The 15,037-nt window shown below is 67.8% G+C and carries 15 protein-coding genes; 8 read left to right on the top strand and 7 right to left on the bottom strand.

The genetic code is table 11. From position 1 onward, the window contains the following. Positions 1-89 precede the first annotated feature (89 nt). The 3 genes from AC1DIN_RS08185 (at position 90) to AC1DIN_RS08175 (ending at position 2,766) form a co-directional block, all read left to right on the top strand. The gene (locus tag AC1DIN_RS08185) at positions 90-1,076 is read left to right on the top strand and encodes a Tim44 domain-containing protein (protein WP_476766831.1); all 987 of its coding nucleotides are present in this window, start codon (positions 90-92) and stop codon (positions 1,074-1,076) included. Positions 1,077-1,339: 263 nt separating this feature from the next. Next, on the top strand, positions 1,340-2,146 hold the full coding sequence (gene dapB / locus AC1DIN_RS08180) for a 4-hydroxy-tetrahydrodipicolinate reductase (protein ID WP_476809390.1): 807 nt from the start codon (positions 1,340-1,342) through the stop codon (positions 2,144-2,146). A gap of 2 nt (positions 2,147-2,148) precedes the next feature. Continuing rightward, on the top strand, positions 2,149-2,766 hold the full coding sequence (locus tag AC1DIN_RS08175) for an alpha-ketoglutarate-dependent dioxygenase AlkB family protein (RefSeq protein WP_476809331.1): 618 nt from the start codon (positions 2,149-2,151) through the stop codon (positions 2,764-2,766). Positions 2,767-2,775: 9 nt separating this feature from the next. On the opposite strand, the gene AC1DIN_RS08170 is transcribed toward AC1DIN_RS08175, so the two are convergent. The 3 genes from AC1DIN_RS08170 to AC1DIN_RS08160 form a co-directional block, all read right to left on the bottom strand. Continuing rightward, the gene (locus AC1DIN_RS08170) at positions 2,776-3,390 is read right to left on the bottom strand and encodes a trimeric intracellular cation channel family protein (RefSeq protein WP_441471533.1); all 615 of its coding nucleotides are present in this window, start codon (positions 3,388-3,390) and stop codon (positions 2,776-2,778) included. A gap of 4 nt (positions 3,391-3,394) precedes the next feature. Further along, positions 3,395-3,994, bottom strand: a complete 600-nt coding sequence (gene grpE, locus AC1DIN_RS08165) for a nucleotide exchange factor GrpE (RefSeq protein WP_476809330.1) — start codon at positions 3,992-3,994, stop codon at positions 3,395-3,397. 114 nt (positions 3,995-4,108) lie between these two features. Next, on the bottom strand, positions 4,109-6,877 hold the full coding sequence (locus tag AC1DIN_RS08160) for a [protein-PII] uridylyltransferase (protein WP_476809389.1): 2,769 nt from the start codon (positions 6,875-6,877) through the stop codon (positions 4,109-4,111). Positions 6,878-7,465: 588 nt separating this feature from the next. Between AC1DIN_RS08160 and AC1DIN_RS08155 the strand changes: the two genes are divergently transcribed. Together AC1DIN_RS08155 and AC1DIN_RS08150 are read left to right on the top strand one after the other, a co-directional pair. After that, entirely contained in the window at positions 7,466-8,176 is a 711-nt protein-coding gene (locus AC1DIN_RS08155; protein ID WP_476809329.1) for an ATP-binding cassette domain-containing protein, read from the top strand. A 42-nt stretch (positions 8,177-8,218) separates the two neighbouring features. Beyond that, on the top strand, positions 8,219-8,728 hold the full coding sequence (locus tag AC1DIN_RS08150) for an OsmC family protein (RefSeq protein WP_476809328.1): 510 nt from the start codon (positions 8,219-8,221) through the stop codon (positions 8,726-8,728). On the opposite strand, the gene AC1DIN_RS08145 is transcribed toward AC1DIN_RS08150, so the two are convergent. Continuing rightward, the gene (locus AC1DIN_RS08145; protein ID WP_441471529.1) at positions 8,729-9,913 is read right to left on the bottom strand and encodes a DNA recombination protein RmuC; all 1,185 of its coding nucleotides are present in this window, start codon (positions 9,911-9,913) and stop codon (positions 8,729-8,731) included. It lies immediately after the preceding gene. A gap of 113 nt (positions 9,914-10,026) precedes the next feature. Between AC1DIN_RS08145 and def the strand changes: the two genes are divergently transcribed. From def to truA, 3 genes are all read left to right on the top strand, one after another. Continuing rightward, on the top strand, positions 10,027-10,566 hold the full coding sequence (def, locus tag AC1DIN_RS08140) for a peptide deformylase (protein WP_476809327.1): 540 nt from the start codon (positions 10,027-10,029) through the stop codon (positions 10,564-10,566). A 174-nt stretch (positions 10,567-10,740) separates the two neighbouring features. Continuing rightward, complete coding sequence (gene fmt / locus AC1DIN_RS08135; RefSeq protein ID WP_476809326.1) at positions 10,741-11,670, top strand: methionyl-tRNA formyltransferase; 930 nt, start codon at positions 10,741-10,743, stop codon at positions 11,668-11,670. Positions 11,671-11,826: 156 nt separating this feature from the next. After that, positions 11,827-12,567, top strand: a complete 741-nt coding sequence (truA, locus tag AC1DIN_RS08130; protein ID WP_476809325.1) for a tRNA pseudouridine(38-40) synthase TruA — start codon at positions 11,827-11,829, stop codon at positions 12,565-12,567. A gap of 7 nt (positions 12,568-12,574) precedes the next feature. Here the strand turns inward: truA and AC1DIN_RS08125 are convergent, their stop codons facing one another. The 3 genes from AC1DIN_RS08125 to AC1DIN_RS08115 form a co-directional block, all read right to left on the bottom strand. After that, positions 12,575-13,159 carry a hypothetical protein gene (locus AC1DIN_RS08125; RefSeq protein ID WP_476809324.1) on the bottom strand — a complete coding sequence of 195 codons (585 nt, stop codon included), beginning with the start codon at positions 13,157-13,159 and terminating at the stop codon, positions 12,575-12,577. A 68-nt stretch (positions 13,160-13,227) separates the two neighbouring features. Then, complete coding sequence (gene dapE, locus AC1DIN_RS08120) at positions 13,228-14,439, bottom strand: succinyl-diaminopimelate desuccinylase (RefSeq protein ID WP_476809323.1); 1,212 nt, start codon at positions 14,437-14,439, stop codon at positions 13,228-13,230. A gap of 25 nt (positions 14,440-14,464) precedes the next feature. Further along, the gene (locus AC1DIN_RS08115; protein WP_476809322.1) at positions 14,465-14,890 is read right to left on the bottom strand and encodes a DUF805 domain-containing protein; all 426 of its coding nucleotides are present in this window, start codon (positions 14,888-14,890) and stop codon (positions 14,465-14,467) included. Positions 14,891-15,037 lie beyond the last annotated feature (147 nt).

The following is a 15,037-nucleotide window of genomic DNA, read 5'->3' as shown; positions in this document are numbered from 1 at the left end:
AGTCTGTTAGCCGGCCGAGGCCTTGCGTGGAATGCAATCGCTCTCCATATTCTGGGCCGGTGGGCCCATGGTGGGCTCCGGGAGGAACAATGTCTCTGATTTCGCTCGCCCGTCGTGGACGTGCCGTCGCCCTGGTCGCCGGGGCCCTGTTGCTCGTGCCGCTCGTTGCCGAAGCCCGTCCGGGCGGCGGCCGCAGCTCGGGCAGCCGCGGGTCGTTCACCAACAGCGCGCCGCCTGCGACCAACACGACGCCGGGTGGCGCCCAGACCTTCCAGCGCACGGCCCCCTCCTCGCCGTCGCCGTCCTTTGCCGGCCCTGCCGCCGGCGCGGCTGCGGCACAGGCGGCTCGCCCGTCCTTCGCCCGCAACATGATGATGGGCATCGGCGCGGGCCTGCTCGGCGCCGGCCTGTTCGGCATGCTCTCCGGCTCGGGTTTCTTCGGCGGCCTGGCTTCGCTTGCCGGCATGTTCGGCTTCCTGCTGCAGCTCGCGCTGATCGCTGGCATCGTGATGCTCGCCATCCGCTTCTTCCGCCGCCGGTCCGAGCCACAGCTCGCCGGTGCGGGCGCGCCCTATGCCCGCCAGGGCTATGACGGGCCGCAGCCGGCCGCGGCCCGCATGGGCGGCTTCGGTGGCGGTGGCGCCGCGGCTGCCGCCGCCCAGCCCCAGCCGATCGAGCTCGCCGGCGATGACTTCAACAGCTTCGAGCGCCTGCTTGGGGAGATCAACACCGCCTATTCGAACGAAGACGAGGCCGGTCTGCGCCAGCGCACCACGCCGGAGATGTTCGGGTATTTCGACGAGGACCTGACGGCGAACGCCCGCCGCGGCGTTGCCGACCGCGTCTCCGACGTCAAGCTGCTCCAGGGCGATCTGTCGCAGGCCTGGCGCGAGGGCGACAACGACTACGCCACCGTCGCGATGCGCTTCAGCCTGACGAACGCGCTCTACGATCGCAAGAGCGGCCAGGTTGTCGACGGCAACCCGACGCAGTCCCAGGAGGTCAAGGAATACTGGACCTTCCTGCGCGAGCGCGGCGGCGCCTGGAAGCTCTCGGGCATCCAGCAGGCGGCCTGATCCGCCATCGTGAGAAACGAGAGCGGCCGGGGCATCCCGGCCGTTTTGTTTTGTCCGGCTTTCGCGGGGGGCGCCACAGGACCGGATCGAAAGGTGGAATCCACTTTTCGGAACAATCCGTTGCGATAACAGATAGATAGGTCGCCGTTGCCGCGCCCGGCCGGATGCGCGGCGATCTAGCGAAAACCGGCCTATTGCGATACTGGCCAAGCCATGGCGTCTTTGCCGTCGAAAGAGCCCGGAGCCTGCCTGCCATGAGTGATATGCGTCTCGTCGTCGTTGGAGCCGCCGGGCGCATGGGGCGGATGCTGATCCGCGCCATCGATCAGGCAGAGGGGTGCCGGCTGGTGGCGGCGATCGAGCGCGCAGGCTCCGCTGCCCTTGGTGTCGATGCGGGCGTGCTCGCCGGTCTGCCCTCGCTCGGCGTCGCCGTGACGAGCGATACCGCCGCTGCCTTCGCCGCGGCGGATGCCGTGCTCGATTTCACCGCACCGGAGGCGACGATCGCTTTCGCCGATCTCGCAGCCGAGGCTGGTATCCTGCATGTCGTCGGCACGACCGGGCTAGAGCCCGCGCATCTCGCTCGGCTGGCCGAGGCGGCGCGCCGCACCCCGATCATCCGCTCCGGCAATATGAGCCTGGGCGTCAACCTGCTGGCGGCGCTGGTGCGCAAGGTCGCCGCGACTTTGGGCACGGACTGGGACATCGAGATCGTCGAGATGCATCACCGCATGAAGGTCGATGCCCCCTCGGGCACCGCGGTGCTTCTGGGCGAGGCGGCGGCGCAAGGGCGCGCCGTCGATCTGGCGCAGCATCGCGTTGCCGTGCGAGACGGCATCACCGGCGCGCGCGAGCCCGGTACGATCGGCTTTGCCGCCCTGCGCGGTGGCACGGTCGTCGGCGACCACAAGGTGATCTTCGCCGGTGCGGGCGAGCGGCTCGAGCTTGCCCATGTCGCCGAGGATCGCAGTCTGTTCGCACAGGGGGCGGTCAAGGCGGCGCTCTGGGGGCGAGGCAGGGCGCCTGGGCTCTACTCCATGGCCGACGTGCTCGGCCTCGATACGCTCTGACCATGACCCGCCTCGTCGTCGCGCCGGGTGTCGTCCACTGGCCGGGCCGGCTTGCGCCGATGGAGCAGGCCGCGCTGCTGGCGGAACTGCGCGCGGTCGCCCGCAAGGCGCCGTTCTTCCAACCGCGCATGCCGAAGACGGGCAAGCCGTTCTCGGTGCGGATGACCAATTGCGGCCCGCTCGGCTGGGTCTCCGACGAGCGGGGTTATCGCTATCAGCCTGAACACCCGGAGACAGGCGAGCCCTGGCCGATCATGCCCGCGCCCTTGCTCGATCTTTGGAGCGAGCTTTCCGGCTATCCGCATCCGCCGGAGGCCTGCCTCGTCAACTTCTATGCCGGTGGCGCGAAGATGGGCCTGCACCAGGACCGCGACGAGCAGGAGTTCGATGCCCCGGTCCTCTCGGTTTCGCTTGGTGACGCTGCGATCTTCCGCATCGGCGGGGCGGAGCGCGGCGGCAAGACGACCTCGCTCAAGCTCTCTTCCGGCGATGTGCTGCTCTTCGGCGGCGAGGCGCGGTTGGCCTATCACGGCATCGACCGGATCCTCTCCGGTTCCTCGACGCTGCTGCCGGAAGGCGGGCGGATCAATCTGACGCTCAGGCGCGTGATGAAGCCCTGAGTTCGGACCCTAGAGCTTTCCGGGCAGGCCGGGGAATGCCCAGCCCCACAGCAGCGAGCCGGCCCTGAGCCCGAAGCCGGCGGTCAGGCCGCCCAGCATGACGATCGCGGTCGGAAGGCCGAGCCCGACCAGCAGGGCAGTGACGGCCGCTCCCGCGGTCGCCGCGGTGACATAGAAATCGCGGCTCCAGAGCACCATCGGCCTGTCGCCGGCCAGAATGTCGCGCAGAATGCCGCCGAAACTTGCGGTCATGGCCCCGAGCGCCACGGCGGAAAGAACCGGCGCGCCGGCCGAAAGGCCCTTGAACGTGCCGATGACGGCGAAAAGCGAGAGCCCGGCCGCGTCGGCCCAGATCAGGACCTTGCGGCCGGCCCAGCCTTCGAGGAGGCCGGGCCGGAAATAGGCCGTCGTCCAGGCGCTGAGCGCCACCACGACGCAGACCGCGACATCGGATGGGTCATTCACCCAGAACGCGCTGTTCCCGAGCAGAACGTCCCGCAACGTGCCGCCGCCGGCACCGGTGACGGTTGCCAGCAGGATGAAACCGAACGGGTCCATCCCCTTGCGGGCCGCGACGATCGCGCCGGTCAGCGCGAAGATGGCGACGCCGGCGGCTTCGAACACGGCGTCAGTGCTTGGGCGCGTCGCCGGCCGGCGGTTCCGCCGCCTTTGGCGCGCCGGCGGAGACACCGACCAGCGCCGGGCGCAGAACGCGCTCGCCGATCTTATAACCGACCTGAATCACCTTCGAGACGAGTCCCTTGGCGATCGCGGCGTCGGGCGCCTCGAACATCGCCTGGTGCAGGTTCGGGTCGAACTTCTCGCCCTGCGGATCGATCCGGCGTACGCCGTGACGCTCCAGCGTCTTCAGCAGCTCGCGCTCGGTCAGCTCGACGCCTTCGTAGAGCGTCTTCACGTCGCCTTCGGCACTGTTGCGGGCCGTCTCGGGCAAGCTCTCCAGCGCCCGGCGCAGATTGTCCGAGGAGCCGAGCATGTCGCGCGCGAAGCTCGTCACCGCATAGGCCTTGGCATCGGCGATCTCGCGCTCTGTGCGGCGGCGCAGATTCTCCATCTCGGCCAGGGTGCGCAGCAGCTTGTCCTTGAGGTCGTCGCGCTCGGCCTGGAGCTTCGCGACCAGGGCTTCGGTGCCCTCGGCGGCCGTGGCCTGCTCGGCTGCATCGGCCGCGGCTTCGAGATTGGGGTCTTGCGTCGCAGGGTTCTGCGTCATCGTATCTTCAGGTCCCTTTGTCTGGCTGGCTGCGCCGCTCCTTGCAGAGCCGGGGCCGATCATATCGGGGCGCAGCCGCGTTCGTGCCGGATATCGGCCTTATAGCCCGTTAAATCAAGCGCGGGCTGGCACTTTCACCTTGGCCGGCGCCGGCTTCTCGGCCTCGAGCTTGAAGACGTCGAGCAGCGCCTTGCGGATCGAGAGCTGTCGTCCGGTCGAGACGATCTTCGCATGGGTCAGGTCGGTGACGTAGAAAACGTCGACCGCCTTTTCGCCGAAGGTCGCGATATGGGCCGAGGCGATATTGAGGTTGAGCTTCCCGATCGCGGTGGTGAGATCGTAGAGCAGGCCTGGCCGGTCGAGGCCGGAGACCTCGAGCACGGTGTGGCGCGTCGACAGCACGTTGTCGATGATGACTTCCGGCTGCACCTGGAAGGTCTGGCCGCGTGGCGGCGGCGCCCGGCGCTGGGCCACCAGATCGGCGATCTTGATCTCGCCCTTCAGCGCCCGCTCGATCGCGGCCGCGATCCGCTCGGCCCGGCGCAGCTCGTCGTCGTCGCGGTCGAAAGCGCGCGAGACCGAGATGGTATCGAGCACGAGCCCGTCGCTGGTGGTGAAGATCTGGGCGTCGACGATGTTGCCGCCGGCCGCCGCGCAGGCTCCGGTGACGATGGCGAGCAGGCGCGGATGGTCCGGCGCCAGCACGGTGAGCTCGGTCACCCCGCGGAACTTGTCCGTCTCGACGATGGTCGCGGTCGTCCGCCCTGCCTGTTCGGCCTCGCGCAGGAAGCGGGCGTGCTTTTCCTGCCGGTCGGGATCGACCTTGATCCAGTAGGCCGGGTAGTGGCGCGCGATATAGGCGTCGCGCTCCTCCCCGCTCCAATCCGCCAGGCGCTGGCGCAGCGCGTCCTGCTTCATGGCGACGCGCGCCTTGCGCTCGACGGCCGAATGGCCGCCTGCCAGCACGAGCTCGGTCTCGAAATAGAGCGTGCGCAGCAGCTGGCCCTTCCAGCCGTTCCAGACGCCGGGACCGACTGCCTTGATGTCCGCCACGGTGAGAATGAGCAGCAGCTTCAGCCGCTCCAGGGTCTGCACCGTCGCGGCGAAGCTCTCGATCGTCTTGGGGTCGCCCAGGTCGCGGCTCTGCGCCACGGTCGACATATCGAGATGGTGCTCGACCAGCCAGGCCACGGTTTCGGTCTGCGCGCTGGTCAGGCCGAAGCGCGGGCCGAGCTTGCGGGCAATGCGGGCGCCGGCGAGCGAATGGTCCTCCGGCCGGCCCTTGGCGATGTCGTGCAGGAACAGGGCGACATAGAGCGCACGCCGGTTGGCGACGGTCGGCATGATGTCGTTGGCGAGCGGGTGTTCGGCCTGGAGCACGCCAGCGTCGATCTCGGCCAGCACGCCGATCGCCCGGATCAGATGCTCGTCCACCGTATAGTGATGGTACATGTTGAACTGCATCATCGCCACGACCCGGCCGAAATCCGGGATGAAGCGGCCGAGCAGGCCGGATTCATTCATGCGGCGGAGCACCACCTCCGGCGAGCGCCGGGCGGTGAGGATTTCGAGGAAGATGCGGTTGGCTTCCGGGTCGTTGCGCAGGCCCGGCGTCACCAGTCTGAGCGACTGCGTCACCAGGCGGCTTGCCCCGGGGTGGATCGCGAGATCCTCGCGGCTGGCGATTTCGTAGAGCCGCAGCAGATTGACCGGGTCGCGCTCGAAGGCGCTGTCGTCGACGACGTTGAGCCGCTGGCTCGTCAGCTTGAAGTCGCGATGGCCGAGGGAGCGCTCGCGCTTGCGCTTCGCCAGGGTGTCGAAAAGCCGGGAGAGCGTCGCGCGCGGCTTCTGCTGGCGCGCTTCCAGCGCCGCGCAGACGATGGCGGTGAGGTCGCCGACATCCTTGGCGATCAGGAAGTAGGCCTTCATGAAGCGCTCGACGGGGGCCTGGCCGCTGCGGCCGACATAGCCGATTGCGGCGGCGACCTGGCGCTGCAGGTCGAAGGAGAGCCGCTCCTCGGCGCGTCCGGTGATGAAATGCAGCCAGCAGCGTACGCGCCAGAGGAACTCCTCCGAGCGCTGGAACATCTGCAGCTCGTCCTCGTCGAAGAGCCCGGCCGCGACCAGTTCGCGCACGTCATCGACGCGGTAGGAATATTTGGCGATCCAGAACAGCGTATTGAGGTCGCGCAAGCCGCCCTTGCCGTCCTTGACGTTGGGCTCGACCAGATAGCGCGACGCGCCGGCCCGTTGCACCCGCGTCTCGCGCTCGGCGAGCTTGGCCTCGGTGAAGGCGGCGGCTGTGCCCTCTACCACCTCGGCATTGAAGCGGCGGGTCATCTCGTCGAACAGCGCCCGGTCGCCCACCAGGAAGCGTGCCTCCAGCAGGGCGGTGCGGATCGTCATGTCCGCCCGCGCCTCGCGCACGCAATCATCGACCGAGCGCACGGAATGGCCGACCTTCAACTTCAGGTCCCAGAGCGGATAGAGCATGGATTCGACCACGCTCTCGCCCCAGGCGGTCTGCTTATGCGGGAAGAGGAAGAGAAGATCGACGTCCGATCCGGGCGCCAGCGTGCCGCGGCCATAGCCGCCGACGGCGACGACCGCGATCCGCTCCGATTGCGAGGGGTTGTCGGCCGGATAGAAATACGAGGTCGCGGCCTTGTGCAGCCCGATGACGACCGCATCCATCACGGCCGAGAGCCGGTGCGCGCAGGAAAGCCCGCCGCGCGGACCGGTCAGGATCGCCTTGGCCGAAACCCGGCCATCGTCGAGCAGCTGCCGCAGCGCCGCCACCAGCAGTTGCCGCTTCTCCGCCTTGTCCTTGCGCCGCGCCGCCTCGAACAGTCTCGCGATGCCCGCCTCCGGATCGTGCAGCATGTCGGAGAGGGCAAGTGCGGGCGCTGTCGAGGAGGCTGTCACGTGGGCACGGTTCCGTCGTCTGCCATTTGTTCTAGCACGCGGGGAAAGGGGACGAGAGAACTAAATTCTACAGCCTGTATACGGTAATGATGCAGTTACCGATCACGATTGTGTTGTTTGGTAAACAGAACGATTGGACCTGAAAGACGGATATACGCCGATTTGAGCCACCAGCTTGCGGGCGCGAAATAAGTGCAGCTAAAGCGTGGGGCCAAGGACGCCACCCGTCCCGATCCCTCGCGTCGTCGAAATGAGGGATCGCATCCATGACAAGCATCGCCCGCCGCCTCGCGAAACGCGAGCCGCTGCGCGCGCTCGACCGCTCCCTGCGCGACGAGGCGCCGCATCAGGAAAGGACGGCCGAGACGGCCGGCATGTGGTGGTGAACGTCGTTTGACAAAGCGGACGTTCGGACCTTAGAAAAGGACACGCGCCGATTTGAGCCTCAGCTTGCGGGCGCGAAACAAATGCAGCTAAAGCGCGGGACGACGGGACGGCCTGCTGCCGTCCGCGCTCCTTCCGCCTTGTTCATGGATGGAGCCAGCAATGTCGGCCGCTCTTCACACTCTCTCCCGCTCTCCCGAGACCGTTCCGCCGCGCCCTGCTGCCGGCGAGATCGTCGCCCTGCTAGGCGCGTCCGAGGTGCGGCGGGCGGCGCTGCGTGCGCTTGCCAGTTTGCGGACCGATGAGGGTGAGGTGCCGACGGCCGAAATCGGCCTGCTCTGCGCGCGGCCGCGCTTCTTCCCTTGGCTCGATCTCACCGAGAACCTGGCTTTCGTCCTGCCGAAGGCGACGCCGTTCGAGCGCGAGGGCCTGATCGCCAATGTGCTGGTGCGCCTTGGCCTCGCGGGGCAGGCGACGCAGCGGCCGGGCGCGCTCTCGCCCGAAGGGCTGCTGCGGCTCGCCATTGCCCGCCTTCTGTTGGTCAGGCCGCGGCTGCTGCTGGTCGATGAGCCCTTTGCGGCGCTCGATGCCGAAACCCGCAGCCGGCTCGCCGCCTTTCTGCCGGAGCTCTGTACGCAAGCGCGACCCGCCGTCGCCATCGCCACCGGTTCCGTCGAGGAGGCCTTGCGGTTGGCCGATCGCATCCTCGTCCTGCCACGGCAGCCGGGGCCGCCCGCCTTCAGCCTCGAGAATCTGCTGGCCCGTCCGCGCGAGGAGGGCTCCGTCGGCTTCGTCACCCTGCGGCGCGAATTGCGCCGGGCGCTCGACAAGGAAAACCGGCATGCCGCGCCGGAGGTGGAGGCGGCGGCCTGAAGCGGCTACAAGCCGGCGGACCGCTTCACGAGGATCACGATCATGGACGTCACCGCTCTGCGCGCCCTGCAGGCGCCGCTCAAGGACGAGTATCGGACCAATCCCGAGGCCGCCGTCATCACGCTCAAGGCCCATGGCGAGCTCGACGACCAGCATATCGCCTGCAAGGTCGAGACCGGCCGCGCCATCGCGCTTGCGGGCCTGCATCCGGCGACCGGCGGTTCGGGTGCGGAGCTCTGCTCGGGCGATATGCTGCTGGAGGCGCTGGTCGCCTGCGCCGGCGTGACCCTGAAGGCGGTGGCGACCGCGCTCGAAATCGAGCTGAAGAAGGGCGTGGTGCGCGCCGAGGGCGATCTCGACTTCCGCGGCACGCTCGGCGTCGCAAAGGATGCAGCCGTCGGCTTCAAGGCGATCCGCCTCTCCTTCGACGTCGAGACCGATGCGCCGCAGGAGAAGCTCGACACCCTGCTCAAGCTCACCGAGCGCTACTGCGTCGTCTTCCAGACGCTGAACGTGAAGCCCGAACTGTCGGCGGTGCTCAACCGCGGCTGATCACTCCGCCGCGGCCTTCAGCTCCAGCCCCTTGGCGAAGGGCAGCTTCGGCTCGCTCTTCTCGTCGTCGAAATCGAGCGCGCCGATCTTCTCGGCGCGGCTCGTGACCTTGCCGGCCGAGGTCTTGATCTGGCCGACATCGTCCTGCGCCTGGCGGAAATGATTGTCGAGCTTATCGACGCGTTCGCCGAGCCGGCGCACATCGTCAAGCAGCTTGCCGACTTCGGTCTGGATGACCTGCGCCTCCTCCCGCATTCGCGCGTCGCGCACCAGCGACTGCATCAGCTGGATCGCCAGCGCCAAGAGCGAGGGCGAAACGATCATGATGCGGGCCCGATGCGCCCGCTGCACGACATCGTCGAAATGCTCGTGCAGATCGGCGTAGATCGACTCGGACGGCACGAAGAGTAGCGCGACGTCCTGTGTTTCGCCGGGCAGGAAATAGCGCTCGGCGATGTCCTTCACATGCACGCCGACATCGCTGCGCACGCGCTGGCCGGCGGCCTTCTTCGCCTCCTCGCCACGCGCCTCGCGCAGGAGCGTGAAGCTCTCCAGCGGGAACTTGGCGTCGATCACAAGGCCGCGCCCGTCGCCGGGCAGGGTGACCAGGCAGTCCGGCCGACGCCCGTTCGAGAGCTGCGGCTGGAAGGCGAAGAAGGCGGCGGGCAGCCCGTCGCGGATGATCGCTTCCATCCGGCCTTGGCCATAGGCGCCGCGCGCCTGCTTGTTGGCGAGCACGTCCCGGAGTGTCACCACCTCGGAGGTCAGGTCTGTCAGGTTCTTCTGGGCGGTGTCGATCACCGCCAGCCGCTCCTGCAGCTTGCCGAGGCTCTCGGTTGTCTGGCGGACGTTCTGCTCCAGGCCTTGCCCGACCTTGTGGCTCAGCCCGTCCATCCTGTCGGCGACGAGCCGGGCGAGGTCGCCCTGCCTTGTCGAGAGGATTTCCGCCATCGACTGCATCCGGCCGGCGAGCTCGGCCTGCTGGCGGTTCATCTCCGCGACCTTGTCGTCCATCTCGCGGGCACGTTCCGCGGCCATCGCGGCCTCGATCGCGCGGTTCTTGCCGCCTCGCCAGCCAGCGATCACCGCCATGAACAGCAAGACGAGGCTCAAGCCCGCGAAGCCGAGGGCGGCCTCTGCCCATGTCACCGGGCGTTCAAGCAGGGTGAAGGCGATCTCGTTCATGCGCGGAGCCTAGCCGATTCGATGTAGAATAGCGAACGAAAGCGGAACAGTTTGACCGCTCTCTCACAAATGCTTATGTCCCGGGCTCAACAGCTCTTTCTCGTTGGAATCCCATGTCCGTTCGCCCGCTCGTCATCCTGCCCGACGCCCAGCTTCGCCTCGTTTCGAAGCCGGTCGCGGCTATCACGCCCGAGATCCGGACGCTGGTCGAGGACATGTTCGAGACGATGTACGACGCGCCCGGCATCGGGCTCGCCGCGATCCAGATCGGCGCGCCGCTGCGCGTCGTGACAATCGACCTGTCGAAGCCGGAGGCGAAGGAGGGCGAGGAGCCGGAGCCGAGGAAGCCGCAGGTCTTCATCAACCCGCAGATCACCTGGTCCTCGGAGGAACTCAGCGCCTACGAGGAGGGCTGCCTCTCGATCCCCGAGTATTACGAGGAGGTCGAGCGCCCGGCAGAGGTCAAGGTCCGCTACATGGACCTCGACGGCAAGACACATGAGATCGCGGCTGACGGTCTGCTCGCCACCTGCCTGCAGCACGAGATCGACCATCTCGACGGCGTGCTCTTCATCGATCATCTCTCGCGGTTGAAGCGCGAGCGCGTCACCAAGAAATTCGCCAAGGCGGCCAAGCGCGAGCGGGCCGCGTAATCGACAGGCATCATCCGGGCCCTCATCCTGAGGAGCCGCGGCACGCGGCGCCTCGAAGGATGCTTCAGGAGGTTACTGGACCATCCTTCGAGACGCAGCCTCCGGCTGCTCCTCAGGATGAGGGCTGTTTCATTCTTTCCGGTGCCATGCCGGAGCTGAGGTAAAGTCGAGCGTATGAGTTTGCGCGTCATTTTCATGGGCACGCCGGATTTCGCCGTGCCGGTGCTGACGGAGATCGTCGGCCAGGGGCATGAGGTCGTCTCCTGCTACACCCGCGCTCCGGCGCAGGCCGGCCGCGGCCTCGATCTCAAGCCCTCGCCGGTGCACAGGGCGGCCGAGCGCTTCGGCATCCCGGTCTTCACGCCCGCGACGCTGAAGACGCCGGAGCAGGCCGAGATCATCGCCTCGCATCAGGCCGATGTCGCCGTCGTCGTCGCCTATGGCATGATCCTGCCGCAGGCGATCCTCGATCTGCCCGAGCTCGGCTGCCTCAATCTTCATGCCTCGCTGCTCCCGCGCTGGCGCGGCGCCGCGCCGATCCAGCGCGCGATCATGGCCGGGGACGCCGAAACCGGCGTCTGCGTGATGAAGATGGAGGCCGGGCTCGATACCGGCCCCGTCGCCATGGTCGAGACATTGCCGATCGGCCCGGATCTGACCGCCGGCGAATTGCACGACCAGCTCAGCATCCTCGGCGCCGATCTGATGGTGCGGGCGCTCGCCGCCCTCGGTCGCGGCGGCCTGCAGTTCACGCCGCAGCCGGAAGAGGGCGTCACCTATGCCGCCAAGATCACCAATGCCGAGGCGAAGTTGAGCTGGACGCTGCCGGCACAGCAGGTGCATGACCGGGTGCGCGGCCTCTCGCCCTTCCCGGGCACCTTCGCCGAGATCGACCTCGGCAAGGGCCCGGAGCGGCTGAAGATCCTGCGTACCGCGCGCGCCGGCGGCGCGGCCGAGCCCGGCACGCTGCTTGACGACGAGGGCACGGTCGCCTGCGCCGTCGGTGCGGTGAAGCTGCTGCAGGTCCAGCGCGCCGGCAAGGCGCCGATGAGCGGGGCCGAGTTCCTGCGCGGCGCCCGGCTCGGGGCCGGCGACAAGCTCTGAATCGATGATCTCACCCTCCACGCCGTCATCCCGGGCGCAGCGAAGCGAAGACCCGGGATCCATGCCGAAACCTTCATCGGCAGCGCTCCGGCATGGATCCCGGATCGGTGCGGCTTCGCCGCTTGTCCGGGATGACGGTGCAGGGGAGAGCGTCTGATGCCGCGCTACAAGCTCGTCATCGAATATGACGGCACGCCGTTCTCGGGCTGGCAGCGCCAGCTCAACGGGCCTTCCGTGCAGCAGAGCGTCGAGGAGGCGGTCGAGGCCTTCTGCGGCCATCCCGTCAGGCTGCACTGCGCCGGCCGCACCGATGCCGGCGTCCACGCCACCCATCAGGTCGTGCATGTCGACATCGAGAAAGAATGGCGCACCGACGTCGTGCGCGACGCGACCAATGCCCGGCTGAAATCCAGCGTCCCGGTGAGCGTGCTGAGCGCGGAGCAGGTCTCCGGCGATTTCGATGCCCGCATCTCGGCGAAGCGCCGCTATTACATCTATCGCATCCTCGACCGGCGGGCGCCGCCGGCGCTCGATCGAGGACGCGTCTGGCACGTCCCCGTGAAGCTCGACCATGAGGCTATGGACCGGGCCGCCAAGGCGCTGCTCGGCCACCACGACTTCACCACCTTCCGCGCCGCCGAATGCCAGGCCAACAGCCCGATGCGTACGCTCGACCGGCTCGATGTCCGGCGCGAGGGCGCGGAGATCGTGGTCTACGCCCATGCGCGCTCCTTCCTGCATCATCAGGTCCGCTCGATCGTCGGCAGCCTGAAGATGGTCGGGGCGGGGCGCTGGCCGGAAGCGAAGCTCGGCCAGATCCTGGTGGCGCGCGACCGGGCGCAGTGCGCGGCGCTGGCGCCGTCCTGCGGGCTCTATCTCGCCGGGGTCGACTACTGAGGCCGGCTCAGAACAGGTCGAACAGCCGGATCACGCCATAGTCGAGCACGACGCTGGCGATGACCAGCGGCAGCGCGATGGCGCGTCCCTCCGGGCCGAAGGCGGCGCGCGCCACGCAATAGCGCAGCCTGAGCACGATCGCGGCGAAGAAGGTGGACTGCACCATCGCGAGCTGCGGTGTCGACCAGCCGAGTGCGAAGACGGCAGCCGGAACCGCCATCAGGCTGGCCGAGACGATGCCGGCCCAATTCCAGGCGATGACGAAGCTGGTGAAGCGCGGCGCCTGCGCCAGTTCGGGCCGCAGCGCGATCAGCAGGGCCGGCACGGCGAGGATCGCGAGACAGAGCGCGCCGATGACCGCCAGCACGAGCGCGGGGGCGGTGAAGAGGCCGGCGCTGTTCGGCAGCCCGGCCATCAGGCGCGTCGCGGCGAGGATTGCGATCGTTGCCGGCAGCATCAATGCGAAGGCGAGATAGGAGCGCCAGAATCCGTCCCGGCTGAGGTCGAGTTCGGAAAGCGCCTCTGTGCCGCGGGTCATCAAGTGCCAGGAACCGCGCAGCGAGCGCGCGATGTCGTCGGCGGCGAGCCTCATCACGGTCTCCATCATCTGCGATCTTAGACTTTCGTCTAAGGCGGATAATGACCCGTGGTTCCGGCGCGTCAAGCCTTGTGTTGCGCTGCAAAATAGCTGGCGAGTAACCGATGCGTGATCCGCTCCAGCGCAACGAGGTCCGCGACGGCAACGCATTCGTCGATCTGGTGCATCGTCTTGCCGACGACACCGTATTCGACAACGGGGCAATAGCTCTTGATGAACCGGGCGTCGGAGGTGCCGCCGGTCGTCGAAAGCTGCGGCCGCTTGCCGGTCTCGGCGGCGACGGCATCCGCGACCATGGCTACGAAGGGGCCGGGTTCGGTCAGGAAGGCGACGGCATTGGTCGGCTGGAAGTCGATCTCGTAGCGCACGGTGTTGCCCGCCGCCTCCCGCAGGCGCCGGTCAAGCTCTGCCGCGAGGGTCTCCGGCGTCCAGACGTCGTTGAAGCGGATGTTGAAGACGGCCCTGGCCTGGGCGGGGATGACGTTCGTCGCGGGGTTGCCGACATCGAGCGTCGTCACTTCGAGGTTGCTCGGGTCGAAATGCTCGGTACCGGCGTCGAGAGGGGTGGCGTCGAGCGCCGCCAGCAGCCGGACCATGCCGCGGATCGGATTGTCGGCGAGATGCGGGTAGCCGACATGGCCCTGGATGCCGTGGACGGTGAGCTTGCCGGTCAGCGAGCCGCGACGGCCGATCTTGATCATGTCGCTCATCGTCGCCGGATTTGTCGGCTCGCCGAGGATACAGTGGTCGAAGCGCTCGCCGCGCTCATGCGCCCATTGCAGCAGCTTCACCGTGCCGTTGACGGCTGGTCCCTCTTCGTCGCCGGTGACGAGAAAGGCGATCGAGCCGGGCGCATCGGGATTCTCGCGGCGATAACGGATCGCAGCCGAGACCATGGCGGCGAGCCCGCCCTTCATGTCGCAGGCGCCGCGTCCATAAAGGATGCCGTTCTCGATCGCGCCATCGAAGGGCGCGCGTGTCCAGGCGGCCTCATCGCCGACGGGCACGACGTCGGTATGCCCGGCGATGACGAAGACCGGGGCCCGGTTACCGATGCGGGCGTAGAGATTCTCGACATCCGGCGTGCCCGGCTCGCTGAAAACCGGGCGCTGCACCTCATAGCCCTCGGCCACCAGAACCGAGGCGAGCACGGCGAGCGCGCCGCCTTCCTGCGGCGTGACGGAGGGGCAGCGTACGAGCGCCTGCGTGAGCGCAGCCGGATCGGCCGGGTCGAAGGAAAGGGCAGGGGCTGAAGCGGCAGGTGCGTTCGTCATGCCGCCGCTTTAGCGCGCTTTCGGCCTAGCGGGAACCGGCCTCGACCGCGACCAGCGCCTCTGCCCGCTCGTCCCGGGCTGAAGGCATCAGACCGAGGTCGATGAAGGCGACGACCCACGCGATGGTCGAGATCGCTTCCAGCGAAGGGCGCCAGCCGAATGGCATGTAGAACCGCAGGTACTCCGGCAGCACGATCGCGCAGACCAGCAGGACGCCGAAGAGCGAGCTGCCGCCCCGGTCGGTGGCGCGCTTGGCGGCCAGCGCCGCCCAGGGAAACAGCGCGAAGGCGTTCGCGAAGGCGAGGACGGTTCGCGCGGTCTGAGGAACCATCAGCTGGGGCAGGATCCTTTGCAGCGCAAACAGCGTGAGCGCCACGACGGCACTGCCGAGCCAGAAGGCGCGCAAACCGATGCGGCCATCGAGATCGCAGAAAAGGCGAATCGGGGACATGCGTCGCGCTCCGTTGCCACCCCTTTTCGCATGTCTTAACGAAAGCTTGAAGCTTATAGTGAATAAAAGGTTAACGGTGTGGTCAGCCAGTTGTGCCAAATCAGAAAAGGCTTGAACCGGCGATACGGGGTCGCTAGCTGCGGAAGG

The sequence above is a fragment of the Allobosea sp. 05T438 genome, assembly GCF_056396025.1.
The sequence above is the reverse complement of the archived record's forward strand: the minus strand, read 5'-3'. Positions and strand labels throughout refer to the sequence as shown.

Excerpts from the sequence above, each read along its gene's own strand:
- AC1DIN_RS08185 (WP_476766831.1), top strand. The coding sequence starts at position 90 with ATGTCTCTGATTTCGCTCGCCCGTCGTGGACGTGCCGTCGCCCTGGTC.
- dapB (WP_476809390.1), top strand. The coding sequence starts at position 1,340 with ATGCGTCTCGTCGTCGTTGGAGCCGCCGGGCGCATGGGGCGGATGCTG.
- AC1DIN_RS08175 (WP_476809331.1), top strand. The coding sequence starts at position 2,149 with ATGACCCGCCTCGTCGTCGCGCCGGGTGTCGTCCACTGGCCGGGCCGG.
- grpE (WP_476809330.1), bottom strand. The coding sequence starts at position 3,994 with ATGACGCAGAACCCTGCGACGCAAGACCCCAATCTCGAAGCCGCGGCC.
- AC1DIN_RS08160 (WP_476809389.1), bottom strand. The coding sequence starts at position 6,877 with ATGCTGCACGATCCGGAGGCGGGCATCGCGAGACTGTTCGAGGCGGCG.
- AC1DIN_RS08155 (WP_476809329.1), top strand. The coding sequence starts at position 7,466 with ATGTCGGCCGCTCTTCACACTCTCTCCCGCTCTCCCGAGACCGTTCCG.
- AC1DIN_RS08150 (WP_476809328.1), top strand. The coding sequence starts at position 8,219 with ATGGACGTCACCGCTCTGCGCGCCCTGCAGGCGCCGCTCAAGGACGAG.
- AC1DIN_RS08145 (WP_441471529.1), bottom strand. The coding sequence starts at position 9,913 with ATGAACGAGATCGCCTTCACCCTGCTTGAACGCCCGGTGACATGGGCA.
- def (WP_476809327.1), top strand. The coding sequence starts at position 10,027 with ATGTCCGTTCGCCCGCTCGTCATCCTGCCCGACGCCCAGCTTCGCCTC.
- fmt (WP_476809326.1), top strand. The coding sequence starts at position 10,741 with ATGAGTTTGCGCGTCATTTTCATGGGCACGCCGGATTTCGCCGTGCCG.
- truA (WP_476809325.1), top strand. The coding sequence starts at position 11,827 with ATGCCGCGCTACAAGCTCGTCATCGAATATGACGGCACGCCGTTCTCG.
- AC1DIN_RS08125 (WP_476809324.1), bottom strand. The coding sequence starts at position 13,159 with ATGAGGCTCGCCGCCGACGACATCGCGCGCTCGCTGCGCGGTTCCTGG.
- dapE (WP_476809323.1), bottom strand. The coding sequence starts at position 14,439 with ATGACGAACGCACCTGCCGCTTCAGCCCCTGCCCTTTCCTTCGACCCG.
- AC1DIN_RS08115 (WP_476809322.1), bottom strand. The coding sequence starts at position 14,890 with ATGTCCCCGATTCGCCTTTTCTGCGATCTCGATGGCCGCATCGGTTTG.